The sequence below is a fragment of the Virgibacillus carmonensis genome (assembly GCF_057836705.1).
Map to the genome: position 1 here is coordinate 78,385 of NZ_JBYQFJ010000009.1, position 23,515 is coordinate 101,899.

General features: G+C 38.5%; 18 protein-coding genes and 1 tRNA gene. 4 read left to right on the forward strand and 15 right to left on the reverse strand.

Going from position 1 to position 23,515, the window contains the following annotated elements; genetic code table 11:
• Positions 1-268: 268 nt before the first annotated feature.
• The 12 genes from AC3G7N_RS09365 to AC3G7N_RS09420 form a co-directional block, all read right to left on the reverse strand.
• On the reverse strand, positions 269-1,693 hold the full coding sequence (locus tag AC3G7N_RS09365; RefSeq protein ID WP_489421893.1) for an aldehyde dehydrogenase family protein: 1,425 nt from the start codon (positions 1,691-1,693) through the stop codon (positions 269-271).
• Positions 1,694-1,827: 134 nt separating this feature from the next.
• Positions 1,828-3,012 (reverse strand): NupC/NupG family nucleoside CNT transporter, encoded by a 1,185-nt coding sequence (locus AC3G7N_RS09370; protein ID WP_489421894.1) that lies wholly within the window; start codon positions 3,010-3,012, stop codon positions 1,828-1,830.
• 223 nt (positions 3,013-3,235) lie between these two features.
• Complete coding sequence (locus tag AC3G7N_RS09375; protein WP_489421895.1) at positions 3,236-4,525, reverse strand: NCS2 family permease; 1,290 nt, start codon at positions 4,523-4,525, stop codon at positions 3,236-3,238.
• A gap of 190 nt (positions 4,526-4,715) precedes the next feature.
• Positions 4,716-5,978, reverse strand: a complete 1,263-nt coding sequence (gene odhB, locus AC3G7N_RS09380; protein ID WP_489421896.1) for a 2-oxoglutarate dehydrogenase complex dihydrolipoyllysine-residue succinyltransferase — start codon at positions 5,976-5,978, stop codon at positions 4,716-4,718.
• Complete coding sequence (locus AC3G7N_RS09385; RefSeq protein WP_489421897.1) at positions 5,965-8,829, reverse strand: 2-oxoglutarate dehydrogenase E1 component; 2,865 nt, start codon at positions 8,827-8,829, stop codon at positions 5,965-5,967. Before AC3G7N_RS09385 ends, odhB begins: the two co-directional genes overlap by 14 nt.
• A gap of 867 nt (positions 8,830-9,696) precedes the next feature.
• Entirely contained in the window at positions 9,697-10,170 is a 474-nt protein-coding gene (gene trmL / locus AC3G7N_RS09390; RefSeq protein WP_489421898.1) for a tRNA (uridine(34)/cytosine(34)/5-carboxymethylaminomethyluridine(34)-2'-O)-methyltransferase TrmL, read from the reverse strand.
• Between the two features lie 325 nt (positions 10,171-10,495).
• Positions 10,496-11,341, reverse strand: a complete 846-nt coding sequence (locus AC3G7N_RS09395) for an amidase domain-containing protein (RefSeq protein WP_489421899.1) — start codon at positions 11,339-11,341, stop codon at positions 10,496-10,498.
• Positions 11,342-11,382: 41 nt separating this feature from the next.
• Positions 11,383-11,670 carry a DUF5316 family protein gene (locus tag AC3G7N_RS09400; protein WP_489421900.1) on the reverse strand — a complete coding sequence of 96 codons (288 nt, stop codon included), beginning with the start codon at positions 11,668-11,670 and terminating at the stop codon, positions 11,383-11,385.
• A 50-nt stretch (positions 11,671-11,720) separates the two neighbouring features.
• Positions 11,721-12,251 carry a methylated-DNA--[protein]-cysteine S-methyltransferase gene (locus AC3G7N_RS09405; protein WP_489421901.1) on the reverse strand — a complete coding sequence of 177 codons (531 nt, stop codon included), beginning with the start codon at positions 12,249-12,251 and terminating at the stop codon, positions 11,721-11,723.
• A 16-nt stretch (positions 12,252-12,267) separates the two neighbouring features.
• The gene (gene queG / locus AC3G7N_RS09410; RefSeq protein ID WP_489421902.1) at positions 12,268-13,413 is read right to left on the reverse strand and encodes a tRNA epoxyqueuosine(34) reductase QueG; all 1,146 of its coding nucleotides are present in this window, start codon (positions 13,411-13,413) and stop codon (positions 12,268-12,270) included.
• Between the two features lie 22 nt (positions 13,414-13,435).
• Complete coding sequence (locus tag AC3G7N_RS09415) at positions 13,436-15,148, reverse strand: ABC-ATPase domain-containing protein (protein WP_489421903.1); 1,713 nt, start codon at positions 15,146-15,148, stop codon at positions 13,436-13,438.
• Positions 15,149-15,296: 148 nt separating this feature from the next.
• A tRNA-Gly gene (locus tag AC3G7N_RS09420) sits at positions 15,297-15,370 on the reverse strand.
• A 153-nt stretch (positions 15,371-15,523) separates the two neighbouring features.
• Here AC3G7N_RS09420 and dat point away from each other — a divergent pair.
• Together dat and AC3G7N_RS09430 are read left to right on the forward strand one after the other, a co-directional pair.
• Positions 15,524-16,399, forward strand: a complete 876-nt coding sequence (dat, locus tag AC3G7N_RS09425; protein WP_489421904.1) for a D-amino-acid transaminase — start codon at positions 15,524-15,526, stop codon at positions 16,397-16,399.
• A 159-nt stretch (positions 16,400-16,558) separates the two neighbouring features.
• Positions 16,559-18,559: a S9 family peptidase gene (locus AC3G7N_RS09430; RefSeq protein ID WP_489421905.1), complete on the forward strand. Its 2,001-nt coding sequence runs from the start codon at positions 16,559-16,561 to the stop codon at positions 18,557-18,559.
• Positions 18,560-18,937: 378 nt separating this feature from the next.
• On the opposite strand, the gene AC3G7N_RS09435 is transcribed toward AC3G7N_RS09430, so the two are convergent.
• Both AC3G7N_RS09435 and AC3G7N_RS09440 read right to left on the reverse strand, forming a co-directional pair.
• Positions 18,938-19,894 carry an alpha/beta hydrolase gene (locus AC3G7N_RS09435; protein ID WP_489421906.1) on the reverse strand — a complete coding sequence of 319 codons (957 nt, stop codon included), beginning with the start codon at positions 19,892-19,894 and terminating at the stop codon, positions 18,938-18,940.
• Positions 19,895-20,023: 129 nt separating this feature from the next.
• Entirely contained in the window at positions 20,024-20,512 is a 489-nt protein-coding gene (locus AC3G7N_RS09440) for a DinB family protein (protein ID WP_489421907.1), read from the reverse strand.
• A 156-nt stretch (positions 20,513-20,668) separates the two neighbouring features.
• Here AC3G7N_RS09440 and AC3G7N_RS09445 point away from each other — a divergent pair, with 156 nt between their 5' ends.
• Positions 20,669-21,343 (forward strand): pentapeptide repeat-containing protein, encoded by a 675-nt coding sequence (locus tag AC3G7N_RS09445; RefSeq protein ID WP_489421908.1) that lies wholly within the window; start codon positions 20,669-20,671, stop codon positions 21,341-21,343.
• Positions 21,344-21,390: 47 nt separating this feature from the next.
• On the opposite strand, the gene AC3G7N_RS09450 is transcribed toward AC3G7N_RS09445, so the two are convergent.
• Positions 21,391-22,041 (reverse strand): SIMPL domain-containing protein, encoded by a 651-nt coding sequence (locus AC3G7N_RS09450; RefSeq protein WP_489421909.1) that lies wholly within the window; start codon positions 22,039-22,041, stop codon positions 21,391-21,393.
• 171 nt (positions 22,042-22,212) lie between these two features.
• Here AC3G7N_RS09450 and AC3G7N_RS09455 point away from each other — a divergent pair, with 171 nt between their 5' ends.
• Positions 22,213-23,313 (forward strand): SDR family oxidoreductase, encoded by a 1,101-nt coding sequence (locus AC3G7N_RS09455; protein WP_489421910.1) that lies wholly within the window; start codon positions 22,213-22,215, stop codon positions 23,311-23,313.
• The last annotated feature ends 202 nt before the right edge of the window (positions 23,314-23,515 follow it).

Sequence of the window (23,515 nt, forward strand, 5' to 3'; positions counted from 1 at the left end):
TTCTATTAAGGGTAAAACTAGTTTATAACCAAAATGCCGATAACTATAGCGGTTTGATATTTTATTGTTCCATTGTTCTTCCTGAATTTGAATTATACTGTCTCCTTCGTATATTCATTTATTATTTTGCTCCTAAAAAAAGAGCGGAGTCACGAATCCCCGCTCTCACCAAATTCTATTCTTCTTAGAAAACCTGGATTATCGCCAATCTTTAATGACGAAAGCCTTAGTTGCACTTATACTGATATCCACTAAAAGTTTATACTTATCAATGCAAGTTTAGTACAATCAATCGTTCTTCAGTCATTTCTTCTATTGAATATTTCGGACCTTCTTTTCCCCATCCGCTGTCTTTAACTCCACCATAAGGCATTAAATCAACACGATATTGTGAGGAATCGTTGATCATCATGCCACCAACTTGCACCCGTTTTGCTGCATAAAATGCGGTATCAAGATTTTTGGTGAAAATCCCACCCTGTAATCCATATGGAGATTCATTTACATCTTCAATACATGCATCTAAATCATTGTATGGGATTATACACAACACCGGCGCGAATATTTCATCGCTAACTACTCGCATATCTTTTTTCACATTCCTTAGAACAGTTGGATAATAGAGTGCTCCCTCTCGCTTTCCGCCAATAACGACTTCCGCCCCATTCTCTTCCGCTGCGTTAACCCAGTCCTCCGCCCGTTTTGCTTCGTCCTCAGAGATCATTGGTCCTACATCTGTATCACTATCGTTTGGATTACCGATATTCAAGTCCTTCATTGCTAAAAGTAGTTTTTCCTGAAAAGTCTGTTGTATCGATTCATGGACATAGACACGCTGGACGGATATACAAACCTGACCAGCAAAAGCAAAACTTTTTTGTGCTATATTTGCTGCTGCTTTGTCTGTATCTGCCTCTTTGTCCACGATAACCGGTGAGTTATTACCTAACTCCAGGATTAGTTTATTCAATCCTGTGTTTTGCTTTAATTTTAAACCAACTTCGGCACTGCCGGTAAACGTGTAAACGGAAATACGCTTATCTTGCTGCATTTGTTTACCTATCACAGAACCCGAACCAACGACAACATTTAACATTCCTGCTGGTAGACCTGCTTCTTCAAATAAAAGAGCCATACGCAATGCGGTTGTTGGTGTAGCACTTGCTGGCTTCAATACAACCGCATTTCCTGCAGCAATCGCCGGTCCAATTTTATGTGCAACTAAGTTTAGCGGAAAATTAAATGGGCTAATTGCACCAACTACTCCAACAGGGACACGAATCGTAAATGCCATGCGATTTTCTGATCCTGGCGCCGCTTCTACCGGAACGCCATGACCGCTAATTCTTTTTGCTTCCTCAGCAGAAATTTCAAATGTTTGCGTCGCACGGTCTACCTCTGTTCGGGCTTGTTTTAAAGGCTTTCCTGCTTCCATTACAATAGACTTTGCAAATTCGTCTTTATTCTCCTGCAGTAATTCAGATACTCGTTTTAATAGTTTATAACGATCATATGCACTTAACTGATTCGATTTAAAAGCTTTTTGCGCGCTTCCAATTGCTTGGTCAACTTCCTTTTCACCCGCTTTAGAAACCGTTGCAAATAAACCTTGTGTATATTTATTTAGTACATCTACCGTTTCATTTGTGGATACCCATCTTCCATTAATAAATAAATTGAATTGCTCACTCACACTATCGCTCTCCTAAAATTTAGTCTACTATATATCTTTCCTTATCTTTTTCTAAATAAACATCAATGAAAAAATCCGGGCAAAAATTCCAATGCAAAAAAAACCGCCTAATCTAAGACGGTTTTTTTTCATTTCTATAAGAACAATCCAACCACTGTTGCAGATAGAATAGATGCAAGTGTAGCACCAATCAACAACTTCATACCGAAACCGGACACCTGAATTGCTTTTTTGTTATCAATAGCTTGTACAGTTCCAGCGATAATTCCAATCGATGAAAAGTTAGCGAAACTAGTTAGAAATACAGTTACAATACCGATTGTTTTTTCTGACATGCCATCGAGGATTTGTTGGAATTCAAGCATTGCTACGAATTCATTGGTTACAATTTTCGTACCCATGATTCCGCCAGCTTCAATTACTTCACTTGGTGCAATACCCATTAATAATCCTAATGGAGCTAGTATATAGCCAAGAATTTCCTGCAATGTAAGGCCAGAAAATGCAATTATCCAGTTCACAAGCTCGAGGGACGCAATAAACGCAACAAGCATTGCAGCAACAATTAGTGCAATTTTACCACCATCAAGCGCTCCATTACCCATCGCCTCAAAAATACTTTTATCGTTTGTGACATTTTTTATGTCAACATGATCTTCCTCTTTCGGTACTTTAACAGGCGCAATTACGGAAGAAATCATTAACGCACTAAACATGTTTAAAGGTAATGCTATTAGAACATATTGCTCAGGTAAAATTTGTAAATACGCACCAACAATCGAAGCAGACACAGAGCCCATTGCTGACGCACTTACAATATACAAGCGATTCTTATCTAAATGATGAAACTGCGACTTAATTGCCAGTAGCGCTTCAGATTGTCCAAAGAAAATACTGTTAACTGCATTGAATGATTCAACCTTTGGTAAACCAGTAATTTTTGAGATAAATCCGCCCAAATATTTAATAATCGGTGGCAGGATTTTTAAATACGTAAGAACTGATAAAATAGTTGAGAAAAAGATAATGAGTAATAGCACATCAAAAAAGAATATGCTTCCACCCTCTACAGTTGCCACTCCACCTAATATAAAGTTAACCCCTACTGTACCAAACTCAATTAGTTTATTAAAAGCTGCTGAGATCCCATTTATGATGGTCTGTCCAATTTCAGTGGTAAACATGAACCATGTTGTCAATATCTGTGCAACTAACATTACAGCGATGCCTCGGTAGTTAATGCTTTTCTTATCATTTGACATTAAAAATGCTAGTCCAAGAACAACAATGATTGCTAAAATCCCAAGAAGAATATCCAAGTGATGTAGCCTCCCTTTACATATAATCAATAAAATTGTAAATGCTTACAATTAGTTTTTCCACTAGTGATTTTACCAGGTTGTCAGACGTCATGCAAGTTAAATATGCTTCCAATTTCTCTCGTTACTTAGTACTACCCGCTTTTCACGGATTTAATTAGCATAAAAAATGGGCATCAGCAAGTTGTGATTGCTGATACCCAATTTTTATATTCTACTGCCCTTAGTGTGCTGGGAAAAAGATCATTTGTAGAACGAAGATGATTCCGAACAAATACAAAATCCAATGCACATCTTTCCCTTTGCCACTGATCAATTTTAATAAAGGATACGTGATAAATCCAATTGAAATTCCTGTTGCTATACTAGAAGTTAACGGCATGGTTAGAATAATTGCAAATGCTGGAAATGCTTCGTCAAAGGATTTCCAATTTATGCGTGCCAATCCTTCCATCATAAAACTTCCGACAATTATTAATACAGGTGCTGTCATTGCTGGCAAATCAGCAATAGCTCCAATTAATGGTGAAAAGAATATGGAAAGTGCAAATAATATAGCCACTATAAGTGATGTTAGTCCAGTACGTCCCCCAGCAGTTACCCCTGCGGTAGACTCAATATAGGCAGTAGATGGGCTTGTCCCAAACATAGAACCAACTGTAGTAGCTGTTGCGTCAGCCATCAATGCAGATTTAGCACGTGGTAATTTTCCATCCTTCATAAAACCAGCCTGCTCAGCTACTCCGATCATAGTTCCGGTTGTATCAAATATTGTCACAAGCAAAAATGCAAAAATAATCGTGTAAAGACTGTTCGCAAATACTCCACCTATATCCATGTCAAAAAATACTGGAGTAGGTGGTACTGAAGTAAAGCCATTAAAATCAAGCTGACCAGTAAAAAATCCAATAATACCAGTTATAATCATTCCAATAAAGAGGGCACCTTTTATGTTCCTTGCCATTAACATTAGCGTAATGAACAATCCTGCTAGCGTTAACAGTGTAACTGGTTGATGCAAGTCACCAAATCCAACCATGGTTGCTTCATTCGGTACTACAATTCCAGACATTTTCAAACCAAGAAAAGCAATAAATAAACCGATACCAGATGTAATTCCGAATTTTAAAGAAGGAGGAATTGCTTCAATTAAAGTTTCGCGTAGCTGTGTTAAGCTTAATAACATAAAAATGATACCAGCGATGAACACTGTACCTAAGACAATCTGATACGAGTATCCTTGTGAGGCAACAACACTCGCAAAATATGCATTCATCCCCATTCCAGGTGCAATCGCAATTGGATAGTTCGAGAAAAATGCCATAAATAATGTTCCTACAACTGCTGATATTACTGTGGCCATAAACACCTGTTCAAACGGTATACCAGCACTAGAGAGAATTGCCGGGTTAACAACCACTATGTAAACCATTGTGAGGAAAGTGGTAAAACCTGCGACAACTTCTGTTCGGATATTTGTACTATTTTGTTTTAATTTAAAGAGTTTATTCATTGGGTACACCTTACTTTCCGAATAAAATAATGAGCATATACTATAATATTCGTTTTTAGCTGTTTTCGCAATAGATTTGATAGAATTTTTATTAGAATTATAGTGAAGATTTTATTCACCTGGTTTTTAGTAGCATAATCAAAAAAACTCGTTGTGGCACAATGCCACAACGAGTTTTTTTATTACTTATTTATCCTTCTAACAATAAATCATATGGATCTTCAAGCAATTGCTTAATACGCACTAAAAATTGTACTGCTTCTTTTCCGTCAACAACACGGTGGTCATAAGATAGCGCTAGATACATCATTGGACGAACTTCTATGGAATCATCTGGCATTACCATTGCCCGTTTGATGATATTATGCATTCCAAGAATACCAACCTGTGGTGCATTTAAGATTGGTGTTGATAACATAGAACCAAATGTTCCGCCATTTGTGATAGTGAATGTTCCACCTTGTAAATCGTTCATTTGTAATTCTTTATTCTGCGCTTTTTTACCTAAGTTTCCAATTTCACGTTCAACCCCAGCAAAGTCAAGTCGATCTGCATCACGAACTACTGGAACTACTAGTCCATCATCCGTTGAAACAGCGATACCAATGTCATAGAATTTTTTTAATACTAATTCATTCCCTTGAATTTCCGCGTTGATTAATGGGAATTCCTTCAATGCGCCAACTACTGCCTTTGTGAAAAACGACATAAATCCTAGTTTCACATCATGTTTCTTTAAGAAGTTATCTTTACGTTTACTCCGTAAATTCATAACAGCTGTCATATCTACTTCGTTAAAGGTAGTTAACATTGCTGATTCATGTTGAACCTCTACAAGACGTTTGGCAATCGTTTGACGACGACGAGACATTTTAATGCGTTCAACTGGCTTGTCAAACTCTGTTTTCTCAGAACTTTTAGCTGGTTCTTTCTCCGACTTCTTTTGATCTTTTTTATCGTTGCTACCTTTAGCAGCTGCATCAACATCCTCAGGACGAATGCGACCTAACGGATCACGTGCATTAATTGAGCTTAAATCAATATTAAGTTCACGTGCGCGTTTTCTCGCTGCAGGAGATGCAATAACGTCTTGCTTATTATTATCGTCGGTTTTTTCTTCCTTTTTCGGAGTTTCTTTTGATTGCTTTTCTTTAGGTTCTTCTTCTTTTTTCTCTTCTTTCGGTTTTTCTTCTTCAGAAGCTTCTCCACCAGCTTCACCATTTTCATCTAACTTAGCGATGATATCCCCAACTTCAACATCTTCGCCTTCTTCACTTACGATTTCTACAAGAACACCTGCGAAATCCGAGTTGACTTCCACGTTTACCTTATCTGTTTCTAATTCAACAACTGGATCGCCTTTTTCAATTTTATCGCCTTTTTTAACTAACCATTCGGCAATAGTTCCTTCTGTAATAGATTCTGCAAGCTCAGGTATCTTAATTTCTTTCACTGGAATCTCCTCCTTCTAACGGTTGTATCGCTTTTTGTACGAGTTGGCTTTGTTCTGTTTTATGCACGTTTGGCATGCCGCCAGCTGGAGATGAACGTCTCGGACGGCCAACATAACGCAATGATTGACCTTCTTGCAATAAATCTCTTAGGAAATCATCAACGAACTCCCATGCCCCCATATTTCTCGGTTCTTCTTGCACCCAAACAATTTCTTCTAAACTAGGTAGCTCTTTTAATGCTTTTTCTAGTTCCTTTACAGGGAAAGGATAAATTTGCTCAAGCCGTAAGGCCCTTAGCCAATCAAAGTTTTCTTCCGAATTTTCGATAGCTTCTTCGATATCAACCATTACTTTACCGCTACCAATTAATAAACGCGTTGCGTTTTTCTTACTTACCTTCAAGTTAGGCTGGCTGCGTAAAGGTTTAAATTTTCCTTCTGAGAATTCCTTTGCCTCTGATGCCACTCGTTGGTTACGTAACAAACTTTTTGGTGTCATTAAAATTAAAGGTCTTGCTTCCTCACGACCACGCATCGCCGCTTGACGACGAATTAGATGGAAGAACTGTGCAGATGATGTCACATTCGCAACAATCCAGTTATTCTCTGCTCCAAGCTGCAAAAAACGCTCCAATCGTGCACTTGAGTGTTCTGGTCCTTGACCTTCATATCCATGAGGGAGAAGCATAATCATGTTTGATTTTTCGCCCCATTTTGCACGACTAGCTGAAACGAATTGGTCAAAAATAACCTGACCAGCATTCGCGAAATCGCCAAACTGCGCTTCCCAAAGTACTAACGTATTAGGTGAATGTACGCTGTATCCATACTCAAAACCTAATACTCCAGCCTCAGATAATGGGCTATTACGAACATCAAACGAAGCATTTACTCCTTCAAGTCCATGCATCAGGCAATATTTTTCATTCGTTTTAATGTCGTGTACAACGACGTGACGATGTGCAAATGTACCGCGCTCGGTATCCTGCCCAGCAAGACGAATTGGAATACCATCATTTAAGATAGATGCATAAGCCAGCGCTTCCCCTGCGCCCCAGTCAGCTTTGTTTCCTTCTTCTAAAACATTTTCACGACGCTTCAAGATTTTTTCAAGCTTTTTAAAACCGTTAAACCCTTCTGGGCGATTTAACAGATCCTTGTTTAGTACTTTTAATGTATCCAATGGAACGGCTGTTTCAAATTGATCGAGTCCATTCTTTAATACACTCGGCATACTTTGTGCTTCAGCAGAACCAGTTTCATTTTCTTTCATGCTGTCATAAATACCACGTAAGCTTTCCTCGACTTGATCCGTTATCTTCTTGAATCCTTCTTCATCAATCGTACCCTTTTCTTCCAACACTTTGGCAAAAACATTTGCTGCTGTAGGATGTTCATCAATATCCTGATAAAGAAGTGGTTGCGTTGTTCTTGGCTCATCCATTTCGTTATGGCCGTAACGACGATAGCCAACCAAATCGATTAAGAAATCTTTATGGAACTTTTGACGATACTCATAGGCAATCTTAATCGCTGAAATACATGCGATTGGATCATCCGCGTTTACATGAATGATTGGAATTTCAAATCCTTTTGCCAAATCACTAGCATAGCGGGTTGAACGCCCATCTTCCTGATTGGTTGTGTACCCAACAAGGTTGTTTGCAATGATATGAAGTGTTCCACCAGTTTGATATCCAGGGAGACCACTCAAGTTTAATGATTCAGCAACGACACCTTCACCAATAAAAGCTGCATCACCATGAATAACTACTGGGAATGCCTTGTTCATATCCTGTTTCGGATAACCAGAGGCAGAACGGTCATCCTGTGCAGCACGTGCAAATCCTTCTACAACAGGATTTACAAACTCCAAATGGGATGGGTTATGTGCCAGGGTAATACTTGTGGTTGTATCATCACCATCTTTGACATCTTTTGTTGCGCCAAAGTGGTATTTTACGTCACCAGTCCAGCCATAGTTAATACCAGTCGATCCTTCTGACGGAACTAACTCTTTATCTGGTGAATGATGGAATTCAGAAAAAATCTTGTCATACGGTTTTCCTAATACATGCGCAAGCACACTTAAACGACCACGGTGCGCCATTCCCATCATAATGTGTTCTATTTTGTCGCTTGTCGCATACTTCACAATCCGGTCTAACATGGGAACCATTGATTCCAGGCCTTCAATTGAAAAGCGCTTTTGCCCAACAAATGTTTTTTGCAAGAATCCCTCAAAACCTTCAACATGTGCAAGGCGCTCAAGCAATTGTGTCTTTTCATCATCAGAAAGAGACATGCGAGCATTTCCCGCTTCTATTAATTCCAATAACCATTTACGTTCCGCGTCATTGTTCACATGATCAAATTCAAATGTAATCGTTCCTGAATAGTATTTCTTCAGTTTCGTTACTACATCATAGCCATTGTCAACGCCATTCGGGGCATCTTCCCATAACCATGTTGCAGGAATATTTTTTAGGTCATTTTCATCTAATCCATATGCTTTTGGATTAACTAATTCGGTTTCACGATCTTTTGTAAGTCCTACCGGGTATATATCTGCCTCCAAATGCCCGTAACGACGAATAGCCTCAACAAGTTTCATAGCTGAGGTTAGTTTCTTTACATCATTTATAGAGGAAGATGTTTGTGTTGCTTGAGCTACACCATTAGTTGGATGCATCCACTCAGGGGCTCCATGCTGTTCAAAAACTTCTTTCAAAGATGGATCAACCGATTCCGGATCCTCTTTAAACAGGTCATATTGCTCTTCCACATACCCTATGTTCGGACCGTAAAATTTATCCCAGAATCTACCACTCGATTCTTCATTCTGTGCCACGTTTTATACCCCCATTAGAAGTTAACTTTCTCCGTTCACTTAACGGCTTTATACATTCAGTATTCATTATAGAACTGTCATACGACTTCATCAACTAATATACCCTATTTTTTGTCGATAAACAACAAGAAAAGCGGAGGCGACTGGTTAGAAGCAGACGCATAAGCAAGGAACCTATGGATACAAGGGCTTAAGTGTTCAGAGTGTTCCTTGCTTATGACGGCAGCTTCTAGGAGCCGTAGCTGGAACAAGAAAAGCGGAGTGGGCTTGGTCAGCGGTGAGATGCGTAAGTAAAAGACCGGTGAGCACACGCTCTTTGTGCTTGGCGTGTCTATTGCTTACGTCACGAACCGCTAGCCCGCGAAGCTGGAACAAGAAAAGCGGAGGCGACTGGTTAGGGCATATGCATACATTGTGACACTTTAGCTAAAATTACATACCAATGGTTCACATTTTTAAATGAATAAGCTATAATAAAGACATTCAAATTGAAATTAAGCTTACATATAAAATAAAGGAGGCAACAAGCATGACAATGGACTTAGCCTTATTATTAGGAGTAAGTATTACATTTATTATTTCTTGCTTTACTGCAGGTTATGATGCAAAACCAGGAATATCTAGAAAAAATCAATAATGAAAAGCGAAAGCACCCGTTTATTGCCATATGCCCTGAACGGCTTCGTATGAGATAAAGGAAAGACGAAGAGCGTACACAATTAAGGACGTTCGACTAATGTCGAACTGTTATCGTAAGGAGTTGCCGGAAAGGCAATGGGCGCTGGAGTTAGCCAATAAAAAAAACCGTCATGCGCGCATGACGGTTTTTTATTGATTAACACTGCCCATTGATTAATACAACCTGATTTAAGTCAAACCAGCAAACCCTTGCTGTCTAAGCGCCTCATAAATAATAATTGCAGAAGTATTAGACAAATTCAACGACCTTACTTTATCATTCATATGAATACGAAGGCACTTATCCTCTTTTCCTTCCAATAAATGCTTTGGAATCCCATCCGTTTCTCGTCCAAATACGAAAAACAAGTCTTCATCACTATCACTATAGTCATAGTCGGTATAATGCTTTGTTCCAAAGTTTTCAATGTAATAATAATTGCCATTTGGATACGTATGATAAAATTGTTCAATCGATTCATACTCACGAATATCGACGTGTTTCCAATAGTCTAGACCTGCTCGTTTCAGCATTTTGTCTTCCGTTGAAAAGCCTAATGGATGGATTAAATGTAAGGTTGTGTCTGTTGCCAAGCAGGTTCTAGCTATATTGCCTGTGTTAGCAGGAATTTCTGGTTGAAAAAGTACTACATGTAAACTCACAACTCATTCTCCTTATAGTGCATGTTCAAAAAGTCGCCGAATTAGAAATAAGAAGGTTGAGGCACGAGAGTTTTGAGGATCCGGACTTGCACATGATGTGCTGACTTCTACGTTGTCCACAGAACGTGGACGGTTTTAGTAGAAGTTCCTCTATGCCCTTAATACGTGAGGACCAGACTTACGCGCGTGTGCTGACTTCTATGTTGCCCACTGGACGTGGACCGCACTTAGTAGAAGTTCCTCTTTCGACGAAGAGATTCGCCACTTATCTTTTGGTGACTTTTTGAACATCCTCTTATTCATTAATAACTTTATAAGTATACCATCACTCACCAATTCGGAAAAACTTATATGCTATATTGGGTGTGTATGCAGTAGAATCCTCATAAGACCAATAGCGATTCCGGCTGTTAGATGTGTGTGCATTTACGAGTGGTTCACCGTTCCCATCCTTCCCCACGACTATCGTGTTATGGTCAAATCTACCATTACCTTGAAAATCATAGCAAATGACATCACCTGGAATTAGATCAGTTGCAGCTTCCATTTCCTTCCCTTTTAGCCCAGATGTTGAACCACTTAAATACCATCTGAGGGAATGGGCAACCGCCCAGCTAAAACTCCAGCTAGCAGAGTTGTACCACCATCCCTTGCTACGATCTTGGGCTCCTGTCATCGGTGCTCCTCCAGCATGTAGACATTGGGATACATAGTTGGTACAGTCCACATCAAACTTTCGATACGTAGGATTATAGCTATTCCACCAATGGTTTGCATACTTTACAGCCGCAAGCCGGTCATAAACGAATCGACTATCATCCAACATTCGCTCCAACATTTCTGACTTCACAGGTGACGCAACTGGCTCCGAATCTGCTCGCAGTTCTTTATGATTGCTAATGGCATTATTCTCTAATTGAAATTGATATGGAATATACTGTTCTTCAAAATAAAAATTATCCGCTTGCTTCATTAACATTTTTAAATGTAGAACATAATCGATTTGCTGTGTATTTCTATAACGTAGCTTTTGATACAAATGGCCTTCACCTTGAATACGTACAATCGAAACATTTCTTCTTTGGCAAAGCATCTTTTTTCTTGTCCACCAATTTTCTCCATGTTGCTCCCTTTGAAAAAAATCCTCCCAAAAATTCACCAATATGTCCATAAAAAACCCCTCCCTTTAGTAGTTTATGAGGGAGGGCTTGTTTAAATTGATAAAAGAATTCCACCAGCTATAAAAAGAGGAATAGCAATGATACCTGTATTGAACAAGACGCGACGATTCCTTTGCCGATCTTCTTTCGATTCCGTATTATAGTTTGCACGTATTTGGTCACCACTGACAAATGCCCCACTAACAAAACCTCCGACCCCGATAAAAATAATGGCAATCCCAAGCGAAATCGAACCAACTTCTCGGGTATAATCGGTAAAAATTCCTACTATAAAAAAAATAACCGCCAAACCGAAACCAAATACAAATGATTTTTTCATTTGATAGCTCCTTTGAAAGTTTTTTCTATAGTAATTATACGTAAGAACCATTAAAAAGTTCCAACTACTTGCTTTTCATGTGCAAGTAAATATTCCTTCTTATCAAGACCACCATTGTATCCGACCATTTTCCCGCTCGCCCCAATTACTCTGTGGCATGGCACAATAATAGAGAAAGGATTCTTATTTACCGCCCCACCTACCGCTCGTACTGCTTTCGGATTACCAATTGCGACAGCTATATCCTTATATGATTTTGTTTCGCCATATGGAATGGTTTCAACTAACGCTTGCCACACCTGTTGTTGAAAAGGTGTTCCATGAAATTCAAATTCAAGGGAAAAGTCTCGGTGTTGTTCATCAAAATATGCTCGCAGTTCCTTTTTTGCAAGTACTATTTTTTCAGGAGAATGAACAAAAGTAACGTCGCCAAAATAACTGGCGGTCCACTTGTTCATCTGATCGCTTCTTTTATCCATTTCGCCATATTCAATTCGAACAAGTTTTTCCCCATTGCTTATAAGAGAAAGAGTTCCGATTGGAGAATCCATTTCATCGTAATATAGTTGTACACCAGCCATCATTTTCCCTCCCCATTTACCTAGCAGAAACCTCATGTTTAAAGTCTAACCCTTTTTGCATTTCATACCTTACTTGTTCATCTTTCTCTATTTCTAAAGCACGCTCAATCGCAGCAAAGGCATCAGCTGTTCCGATTTTCCCAAGTGACCATGCAGCAGTCCCCCTTATTACCGGACGTACATCATGTTGCATAACCTGGATTATTTCATCTACTGCGGACGCGTCCTTATAGTGTGCAAGACCAATTAATGCATTTCGTTGGAGCGGCTTCTTCCCACGCCACGAACCAGAAATATGACCGAACGTTTCCTTAAATTCTCGATTTGAAATACGAAGCATCGGCTGTAGCTTAGGTTTCGCAACTTCAGGGTCAGGCTCTGTTTCTGGATGTATATGAAAATCAATCTTTTTATTTTTTGGACAAACCACCTGACATGTATCACAGCCATACACACGGTTTCCTATTTTGGTCCTGAATTCATCAGGTAAATAATCCTTTGTTTGCGTAAGGAATGCGATACATCTTTGAGCATTCAGCTGCCCACCTTGAATGAGCGCACCTGTCGGACAGGCATCCAGGCACTTTGTACATTCCCCACAACTATCGTCAACAGGAACATCTGGAATAAACGGGATATTTGTGACTAATTCTCCGAGGTACACATACGAGCCAAATTCAGGCGTTATAATGGATGTATTTTTCCCACTGAACCCAATTCCAGCCCGTTCTGCTACCGCACGGTCAGAGAGTTCACCCGTATCTACCATCAGTTTATCTTTTACTTCCGGAGCTTTTTCTTGAATAAAGGCAGAAAGTTTTTCCAACCGATCACGTAAAATCACATGATAATCCGTTCCCCAAGATGCGCGACAAAAGATGCCCCGTCTCTCTTCTTTCGTGCTTTTCGGTGCATTTTCCATTCGTGACGGATATGCTATTGCGATTGAAATAATTGACTGCGCTTCTGGCAACAACCGTTCAGGCTCTGTACGTTCTTCTACTGAACCTTTTTCAAACCCTGAATAATAAGCTAGATCTTGTTGCCGTTTGAGACGTTCTTTTAACTCACTAAAAACATCGGCAGAGGCAAAACCGATTTTATCGATGCCAATTTTTTTACTATAATCGATAATTTCTTGCTTTAATTTTTCAAAATTCATGATTGGTGCCTCCTCACTTCTGTTAAGTTCGTCGTTGTATGACCCTTAAAGTACGCACGCGGTTAAGTACAGCTGCGATCTCAAAAACACGTGGACGAGCAAGGTCACCTGGATGTTGATCAGGGTAAGCTGTAAATGATGCTAATCCTTTACGGTTTATTTGTTCGTTAATTTTTACCAGTAATGCTTGTAATGTTTGTTGCTTATTAAGTTCATTCGTCTTATCTAAGAACATGATTATCTCAGCAATCATTCGTGTTTGGGAAGAATCCACCAATTGTTCGGTTTGTCCAAAGGTTATTTCTGTTTTGCCCATAAGTATTTTTGTTAATCCTTTTGCTTGGACCTTTGCTCGTTTTCCTTGAGTTGTCTGCAAACTGGATTGTTCAATTTGACGGTGTATAATCTCACCAAATTTTATGCCTTCTGTTACAGCTCGCTCAGCAGGGTATTGCCTTGTAATTTCCCTAGCCTTTTCCGTAACGTTCTTTGGAATATATTCTTCCATCATTATAACATCATCTGCTACATCAAAATAGTCACCAGAGCCACCCATCACGATAATGGTTGAGACAGATAATTGATCATGTAACTGCTTTACTTTATCTATAAATGGTGTGATTGGTTCCTGTTCCCTTTTGACAAGTTGCTGCATTCGATGATCACGAATCATGAAATTGGTTGCACTTGTATCTTCATCAATTAGCAGCGTCATTGCACCAACCTCTAAAGCTTCCATTACGTTCGCAGCTTGGGATGTGCTACCACTGGCATTCTCCGTTGTGAAAAATTCAGTCTTCTGTTTATGCGGTAAATTGGTAATAAACGGTGAAATGTTGACACCAGTTACCTGCCGACCATCCTCAGCACGAATTTTCACCGCACCCGGATCTGTTAAAACATACTCTCGTCCATCAGCTTTGGTATGATTATAAACACCACGTTCAATTGCTTCTAACAACGTACTTTTCCCATGATAACCGCCACCAACGATAAGTGTGATCCCTCGTTTGACTGCCATTCCTTTTAATGATTCCTCTTGGTGTGGAATTTGGATTTCAACTTCATTTTCATCAGGACTTGTAAAAGGGATTGCCTGATTAAGTGGCTGATCACTCACCCCACTAGATCGTGGCAAAATAGCTCCGTTTGCAATAAACGCTATCCAATTATTTTCCCTCATCTTTTCCCTAATTGCCTGCTGCTGATCTGCAAGCACTGTCACTTGTTCGATCTCATAATCCGTAATCGTGAAGATAGATTTATTTATAAGGATTGGGATTGCTTCTTTGAATAACTTTTCCGCTTCCTTACCATTAATCCGTCTCCCATTTGCAGGCAAACCAATAGAAAGGCATATTGTAATAGACTTTTCATCTATCGAAACAGCACTTCGTTCAATGACCTCCTGGTGAGGTGCATCAAATTGGATGAGCCCACTCTTCCCAGATCCCTTAATAAATAAAGGGTTCTGTTTAACCGCTTTTCCAATAGACCTTGCGATGCGGTCTTCCGTCGCTACCTTCCGTTGATAGTTTGCCAACCAATTTTCGTTTACCATCCGCTTCTCTACAGGTACAACAATCCGAACTTTTGAAGGAGTAGCAAATGGGTCACCTTGTACATAATCTATATATAAATCGAAGTTGTTAAAATTATAATGACCTTGAATACTCTTATAACCCTTATATCCTTTTCCATCGATTGATTGAAGGTGTTGTATTAGTTTTTCCATGATACACATCCTTTCTATTTAGCATACTTGGATAGAAAGTCTAGTTCAAGTAGTATGGTAGGCGACTTCTATTCTTAGCCAATTTCACAAAATAAAAACGCAACGCTTCGTAAGGTAGATTACGAAACACTGCGTTAAGACATATGTATGGAGCGGGTAGGGGGAATCGAACCCCCATCATCAGCTTGGAAGGCTGAGGTTTTACCACTAAACTATACCCGCAAAATTCGACAACTTTTTTATAGCACGTTTATTATTATAGCAAGTTTAACTCTATCAATCAAGGGGAATTTTTCGATCATGGAAAAAAACGCCCATTTACAACGCTTCATGTTAGCGATAAGATAGACGTATGCTTGACGGGGAGGCGATAAAATGTCTGTATATCCAATCATGTTGTCACAGACAAAATTCACACATCGAGATAATTTAAATTATCCTTTTGAAGAACGTGCCTTGCAATTTGGCGATGGAGTATATGAGGTCGTTCGTATCTACAATGGTACTTATTATTTAATTACTGAACATATCGATCGATTATTTCGATCAGCGGAAGCCGTAAAAATTAAACTGCCATTTACGAAAGAAGAACTTAGCAATTTATTAAACAACCTATTACTAAAAAATTCTGTTTCACATGATGCGAAACTTTATTTGCAAGTGTCGCGGGGCTCAGCGCCACGAGATCATATTTTTCCGATTAATATAGAAGCAAATGTATATGGTTATATACAAGATCAAGCACGAAATGTAGTTGGACTACAAGATGGCGTTAAAGCCATTACACAACGCGATATTCGCTGGGAATATTGCTTCGTAAAAAGTTTAAATCTACTACCAAATGTTTTAGCAAAACAAACCGCAAATGAACAAGGTGCTTATGAAGCGATTCTCCACAAGGATGGTGTGGTAACCGAATGTAGTTCCGCAAATGTTTATTTGGTAAAGAACGGTACAATTTATACGTATCCTACCACAAAAAGGATATTACATGGATGTGTTCGGATGCGAATTGAAAAGTTTGTGCAGGATTTGAACATTCCATTAAATGAAGATGGTTTTTCTGTTGAAGACATCAGACTTGCTGATGAAATGTTTTTAACAAGTAGCACCTCTGAAGTGCTTCCAATTGTCACTGTGGATGATAGACAAATCGGCACTGGCAAACCTGGTTCAATAACTCGAAAACTACAAAAAGCATATGAAGAAGATGCGAATATAGTAACTAACAGAATGGAACAACCGAATTAATTGATAAATTCCCTTATTAAAAATGATAAGGGAATTTTTTTATAAAAGTTGAAACGTTAAATTTTCATAAAATTCTACCATTCTATTTGATTCGTGGTACGAAATAGTTTAGACTAGATGAAACTTTTCAAAACGTTTCAATAATAGGGGGGCTTTCTCATGACAACTAGCAAGCGTGCAGTAACAGCTAAAGATCTAATGAGGTTGGATGTTTATAGTGATCCACAGCACACACCAAACGGTAATACATATGCATTTGTTTCAACAACAGTAAATCAGAATAATAACTATCAATCCCAACTCTTCACACAAAAAGTGACAGAAGCTCAACCAAGGCAGTGGACATTTGGTGATTCTAAAAATAATAATCCACGCTTTTCTCCAGACGGTCAAAAGTTTGTTTTTCAGTCGACGAGAAGTGGACTACCACAACTATGGCTAGCACATACCGATGGTGGTGAGGCACAACAGCTTACAACTTTCAGAAATGGTGCTGTTAACCCAGCTTGGTCAAAAGATGGCAAACAAATCTTTTTCAGTACCGAAATTGATAAAGATGAAGATGTTCAAAATCAGAAAGAACAATCTGAAGAAGAGCGACAGAAGGAAAAAGAAGACAAAGCAAAAGAACCAACTGTGATAACTCGCTTGAAACACAAATCTGACAGCAACGGATTTCACGATGAGAAACGAACTCAGATCATCCAGTATGATGTAACTAATCAAACGTTCACTCAACTTACTCAGGATGATGCTGATCATGGCTATGAGGATATTTCACCTGATGGAAAGCAAGTGCTTTTTTCAGCAAATCTTGATGAGACCCAAGATTATTCATTAACAAACGATCTTTTTCTATTAGATTTAACATCTAAAGAAATTGTAAAGTTAACCGATGGAAAAGGTTCTTACAGCAATGCATCCTTCTCCCCTAGCGGTGATAAAATCGCCTGTTTTGGCAGTGAATTTTCCTATGCCGGCGCTACTCTAAACGAACTTTTCATTTTTGATATTGAAACAAAAGAAAGAACATGTTTGAGTAAATCTATCGACATGCAATTAGATGACCTCATGATTGGCGACACACGCATGGGACAATCAACAACAGGTCCTGTATGGTCAAAAAATGGTGCGCAACTATTTTTTATTGGGACTGACTATGGAGCAACAGGGCTATACCAAGCAGATCTAAATGGAAAAATTGAAGCCCTTTACAAAGATAATAATCATGTGTTTGGATTTTCCTATAATGCTAAATCAGAATCCTTTATCTTAGGCATTGGTACTCCAACAAACCCATGTAATTTTTATCAGCTACATGAAGGTGAACTATCACGCTTAACAAACGCTAATGCAGAATTTTTAGACGAGGTTTCACTATCTGAACCAGAAACAATAACGGTGGAGGCTGAAGATGGATGGGAAATTCAAGGCTGGATTTTACATCCCTATGGATTTCAGGAGAGTGAAAAATATCCGTTCGTACTTGAAATCCACGGTGGACCACACGCCATGTATGGACAAACCTATTTCCATGAACTACAACTTCTTGCTGCGAAAGGATATGTTGTCTTGTACACCAACCCACGTGGCAGCCATGGCTATGGGCAAGCGTTCGTTAATGCATGTCGCGAGGACTACGGTGGAAAAGATTATACCGATTTAATGAGCGCAGTTGACTATGCGTTGGAAAACTACGATTTTATCGATGAAAACCGGATTGGTGTAACTGGTGGAAGCTATGGTGGTTTTATGACCAACTGGATTGTAGGACATACAAATCGCTTCAAAGCTGCAGTAACCCAACGCTCAATCTCTAACTGGCTTAGCTTCTATGGTGTTAGTGATATCGGATATTTTTTCACTGAGTGGGAACTTGGTAAAAACCTGTTAGATGATCCGAAGAAACTCTGGGATTTTTCTCCATTGAAGTATGCGGAAGAAGTAGAAACGCCGCTATTAATTGTACATGGAGAACAGGATTTGCGTTGTCCAATTGAACAAGGGGAACAACTATTTGTCACACTCAAGCACCTAAAAAAAGAAGTTGAATTCGTTCGCTTCCCTGGTGCAAGTCACGAATTAAGTCGAAGCGGAGAACCTTTAATGCGAATTGAACGATTGAATCAAATTTGTCGCTGGTTTGAGAAACATCTATAATTTTGGAAATGGCTGACACTTTAAAGATGTCAGTCATTTTTTTAGGAAAAATCCATGCAACATTTAGTCATAATCGCGCAGTCAAGGTATCAATTCGCGCGATAACATCTCAGAATCGTGCGTCATAACATCGAAATCGTGCGTTGGCTGTGTTGATGCGCGATTCTGAGTGGTTACTGCGCGATTTCAGGGTTCTGACGCGCTATTTCGGATAGGCACACGCGATTCGGGTGTGGACTAATTTACCAACATGTTAGAAAAACTCGGCATTCGCCTCGTCCTTAATAGCGAATGCCAAAGTTTTGCTTATACCGGCGTTTCCTAAAAACTTTTTATACTTTCCAACGTGTAAAAAAATAAGCAACCTTTTCAGGCTGCTTATTCAACATACTCATCCAAAAACTTATTTAGTTTTTGCACATATGCTTCTTTTTCGACCACAAATCCTTCTCCATGACCTGCGTTATCAATTGTCATAATTTCAGCGGGACTTGCGGTATTTTCAACTAGTTCATGCGCCATTTCGGTTGGCACAAAAGTATCAGCATTACCATGGTAATATAAAATCGGAATGTCTGTTTTTTTGACCTGCTTCAATGCTGAAGCCTCACTGAAGTCATATCCTGCCTTTATATCTGTGACTAAACTAGTACTTGTTAGGAATGGAAATTTCGGCAAATGATACATCCGCTTCATCTGATAGGCAAATAAATCTTCAACACTAGTATATGCACTATCTGCAACAATAGCTTTTACATTGTCAGGTAGATCTTCCCCACTTGTCATTAATACGGTTGCTGCCCCCATGGAGACACCATGAAGCACAATATCCGAATCTTTCCCAAGGTTTTCTTTAACAAGATCGATCCATTTAACGTAATCCAGTCGATCGTGCCAGCCAAAACCAATATAATCGCCTTCACTCTCTCCATGACCACGTGCATCAGGCATTAATATATTATAGCCAAGTTCTTCATAATAATATTGTCCGTAAAGTCCCATATCAAGACCAGCTCCAAGGTAACCATGTGCTAAAATGACCGTTTTATTAGTTGGTTCCTTAGCAGGTAGAAAATAACCATTCAACTGCAGTTCATCAAACGAGGTAATCTCCCATCGTTCGAAGTCCTGTTTAGCTACCCAATCGTGCCAGTCACCGCCTGTGAACACTTCCATGGCTTCAGCGGAAACCTCTAAATCGTCATTTCCTTGTAAAAAATCTTTTGTATTTCGTTCAATTGCTAGATTATAAAAATAAAAACTAGCAATAATAGTTGTAATTACTAGAACACTAAGTATTCCAATTAATAGTTTTAACCATCTTTTATTCTTCACAAAGATCCCCCTTCTTCATGATGCTGCTTTTCATTATACAGGAAAACTGCTCTCATTTCTGCCTATCTAGACTGGTATTTGTTGACACCAAAAACGAGCAGTACCAGTCTGCTCGTTTTCACGTTATTTCTATAATCCTAAGCTTTCCTTCACTTCTTTAATTTGTAATGTATGTCTTTTTTCGTGATACGCAACAAATGGGATCCACTGTTTCAAACTTATTTGTCCAAATATCGGATGTGGAAAACCTTTGGATTCCAATTCTTTAACATCCGCAGTTTCCTCCACTTTAATTAACCCTTGATGTGTAGCAGTTAACTTTAGCTTTAATTCATCCAATGTAGCATAATCATCATTTGGTGTTGCGTAATCTGGTGCATCTACTTTTGTTCCTCGATTTGTTGTAGCTTCAATTGGTTTTGAGTCAGCATTTACCACATCACCATTTTCCAATTGATTAATGATTGCTTTCGTAATTGCACCTTCCATCAAAAATAAATGCTCCATAATCTGTTTGACGGACCATTGATCATCCGCAGGCTTCTTATTTAGTTCATCATCAGACAGTCCGTTTACTTCATTATATAATTCCGCGCGTGCTTCCTCATTAATTTGCATACTACCTCTCCTTAATAATCAACTATTCTACTATTTTATCAATTTAGGAATGTTTAATAAAACAAAAGACCTCATGTGATACTTTCCATAACAAATGCCTTCTCTCCATTTGATCAATACTGATGCCCTAGTCACTTTTATAATATGGTAAACTTAATGATATTAAACGAATTACTAAGTAAGGATGATTGCATGGCCAATAAGATTAAAATAGAGCAACCAAAAATCCCATCAAGTTTATCCCAAGCACGAATTGAGGATATGGATGGGAACTATTTAAGCATAAGTATTATAAGTGACTGCACCATTGATATAGAAAATATGGATAAAGTATGTTTTGAACAAGTCGTTTTTAAAAATGTGACATTCATCGGTGTCACATTTAGAAATATTGAGCTAGTTGATGTTACGTTCGAAAAATGTGATTTATCAAATACCGATTTCAGGAACGCCAGTATTCATAGGGTGGAATTTAAGAATTCAAAACTATTGGGTGTTAACCTTTCAGAGGCTACACTCCGAAACGTTTTATTTGATAATTGCAATGCAAATCTAAGCTCATTTGGATTTGCAAATTTAAAGCAAGTGATGTTTGAATCCTGTTCACTTTGCAATGTTGATTACTATGAATGCAAATTCATAAAGGTAGGCTTTACTAATTGTGACCTGGATGAAGCAAGCTTTGCTGGGACACCGCTTAATGGAGTTGATTTAAGTAATAGTAGTTTCAGTCATCTAAATGTTACGTTAGATGACTTAAAGGGTTGCGAAGTTTCTCCAGATCAGGCAATTGGATTTGCTGCAATGATCGGATTAAATATTAAAGAATAAACCGATGCACTTTTCTTGTGTCTGAAACTTTGCTATTAAACAGATTTTCAATACTGAAATTGTGTTTTAACCGTTGCACTGACAATAATTTGGCCAGGCTCTATTGGTGTAGATATACCGCTATCCATTGTAGAAAAGGTTTTATAGATAGGTGGGTTCTCGTTTGTTTCTTCAACTATTTTAATAGGTATTGGATCAAAATATATATTTAATGTCTCAGCAATTATTTGTGCTTCAGCAACCGCGTTCTTTAGTGCAGCACTAAGAACCTGTTGGTAGGCTGATTGTTTATCCTCAATGGAAAACTGGATATTTGACACCTGATTGACACCGTTTTGAACGGCTATATCAATTATTTTTCCGGCTTGGTCAATAGTTTCAATCTCAACCGTGATTGTGTTTGAAACTTGATATTCCCTGAATTCCTGCCTTCCTTCAATGTAATCGTAAATAGGATTAATGTTATATGCAATGGTTTGAATATTTTCTTCAGGTATCCCTAGTTGTAAAAGTGATTGTAAAACCTGACTCATTTTTCGTGCATTCTCCTGTTGGGCTTGACTAAGGAACTCGTTTTTTGTAATGACTTCTAACTGAATACTAACTTTATCTGGTTTAAATGGGAGACTTGCATTTCCTGTTACCGTCATCACACGCATATGATCTTGCCTGTATTGATTCATGGTTGGATTATACATCATCATTCCGCCCTTTCATTTTCATAGGTCATTAGGCTATCTTATGCGATATGATTAGATGTGTTTATGTTAGCACCAAAAAACGTTTACTACTCAAATTAATTAACTATTAAATCTCCTGTCTTTCCATTATAATAACAACAAATGGTTTTACAATTAGGAGGCATTTGTATGAAAAATACTTATTTCATGACAGGATATCCAGGCTTTCTAGCGACAAGTTTAATTCGTCAACTTATCCACGATCACCAACAGAACATCGAACACATCTATTTATTCGTACTACCCAATCAGGAATGTAAAGCGAACGAGAAAATTAAAAGTTTCGCCCAGAAAAATTCTATACCTGAGAACTTTTTCTCCATTGTTGTAGGAGATATCACCAAACAAGGACTGGCGATCTCTGAAACTGCTAATCAATCCTTACAGAATTCTGTCACCCATGTCTTTCATCTAGCAGCCATTTATGATCTAGCAGTACCTAAAGATATTGCATTTGATGTCAATGTAAATGGAACACAGAACGTAAATAATTGGGTGAAAACTTTAGACAAGCTCTCACGCTATATTTACTTTAGTACTGCGTATGTTTCTGGAGCCCGTGAAGGAAAAATTTATGAACATGAACTTATAGAGGGACAATCGTTTAAAAATCATTATGAACAGACCAAATACGAAGCAGAATTATTAGTGAATGATTTGAAGAATTCCATTCCAACCACCATTATCAGACCTGGCATTGTAAAAGGAAATTCTGAAACTGGAGAGACAATCAAATTTGATGGAATATATTTTATGCTTAACTTTCTTGAACACCTCCGTTATCTGCCAGTCATGACATATCTGGGTGATGGGGAACCGGAGGGGAACTTTGTCTCGTCAGATTATGTACTGAAAGCCGTTAGTTATTTAGCTATAATGCCTATTGGACAGGGAAAGACCTATCATTTAACAGATCCGAACCCATATAAAATGAAAGATATACACAAATTGCTTTCTGAACACTATTTAGGCAAAACACCAGTCGGGCAAGTACCGCTTACTATAGCCAAAAAAGCGTTGTCCATTGCACCTATCCGAAAATGGCTACAAGTAGAAAAAGAAGCGCTTGATTATTTCGAGTTCAAATCTTCCTATGATTGCTCTCAAGCTGTAGCCGATTTACAAGGTTCTGGAATTGTCTGCCCAGATTTAAAAGATACGATTGAGCCAATGCTTAACTTTTATCGAAAATATAAGCATGATCGTAGTAAACATATTAAAATCAGATAATATGACGAAAGTTTTCTGCACTTGCAGAAAACTTTTCAGGTTAAAATAAACTTTTTTAAAAAGACAGACTTCTGTGAACATTGTACCATTTTTTAACAATTACAACATTTCTTAATTCTAATATTGTATAATGGAATGTACAGGTTATGCAGGTGAGCTTCGAAAATGGCTGTAAGGGAACCATCTCTTACATTGGCGGCTT

Excerpts from the sequence above, each read along its gene's own strand:
- AC3G7N_RS09375 (WP_489421895.1), bottom strand. The coding sequence starts at position 4,525 with ATGAATAAACTCTTTAAATTAAAACAAAATAGTACAAATATCCGAACA.
- AC3G7N_RS09395 (WP_489421899.1), bottom strand. The coding sequence starts at position 11,341 with ATGGACATATTGGTGAATTTTTGGGAGGATTTTTTTCAAAGGGAGCAA.
- AC3G7N_RS09400 (WP_489421900.1), bottom strand. The coding sequence starts at position 11,670 with ATGAAAAAATCATTTGTATTTGGTTTCGGTTTGGCGGTTATTTTTTTT.
- AC3G7N_RS09405 (WP_489421901.1), bottom strand. The coding sequence starts at position 12,251 with ATGGCTGGTGTACAACTATATTACGATGAAATGGATTCTCCAATCGGA.
- queG (WP_489421902.1), bottom strand. The coding sequence starts at position 13,413 with ATGAATTTTGAAAAATTAAAGCAAGAAATTATCGATTATAGTAAAAAA.
- AC3G7N_RS09415 (WP_489421903.1), bottom strand. The coding sequence starts at position 15,148 with ATGGAAAAACTAATACAACACCTTCAATCAATCGATGGAAAAGGATAT.
- dat (WP_489421904.1), top strand. The coding sequence starts at position 15,524 with ATGTCTGTATATCCAATCATGTTGTCACAGACAAAATTCACACATCGA.
- AC3G7N_RS09430 (WP_489421905.1), top strand. The coding sequence starts at position 16,559 with ATGACAACTAGCAAGCGTGCAGTAACAGCTAAAGATCTAATGAGGTTG.
- AC3G7N_RS09440 (WP_489421907.1), bottom strand. The coding sequence starts at position 20,512 with ATGCAAATTAATGAGGAAGCACGCGCGGAATTATATAATGAAGTAAAC.
- AC3G7N_RS09445 (WP_489421908.1), top strand. The coding sequence starts at position 20,669 with ATGATATTAAACGAATTACTAAGTAAGGATGATTGCATGGCCAATAAG.
- AC3G7N_RS09450 (WP_489421909.1), bottom strand. The coding sequence starts at position 22,041 with ATGTATAATCCAACCATGAATCAATACAGGCAAGATCATATGCGTGTG.
- AC3G7N_RS09455 (WP_489421910.1), top strand. The coding sequence starts at position 22,213 with ATGAAAAATACTTATTTCATGACAGGATATCCAGGCTTTCTAGCGACA.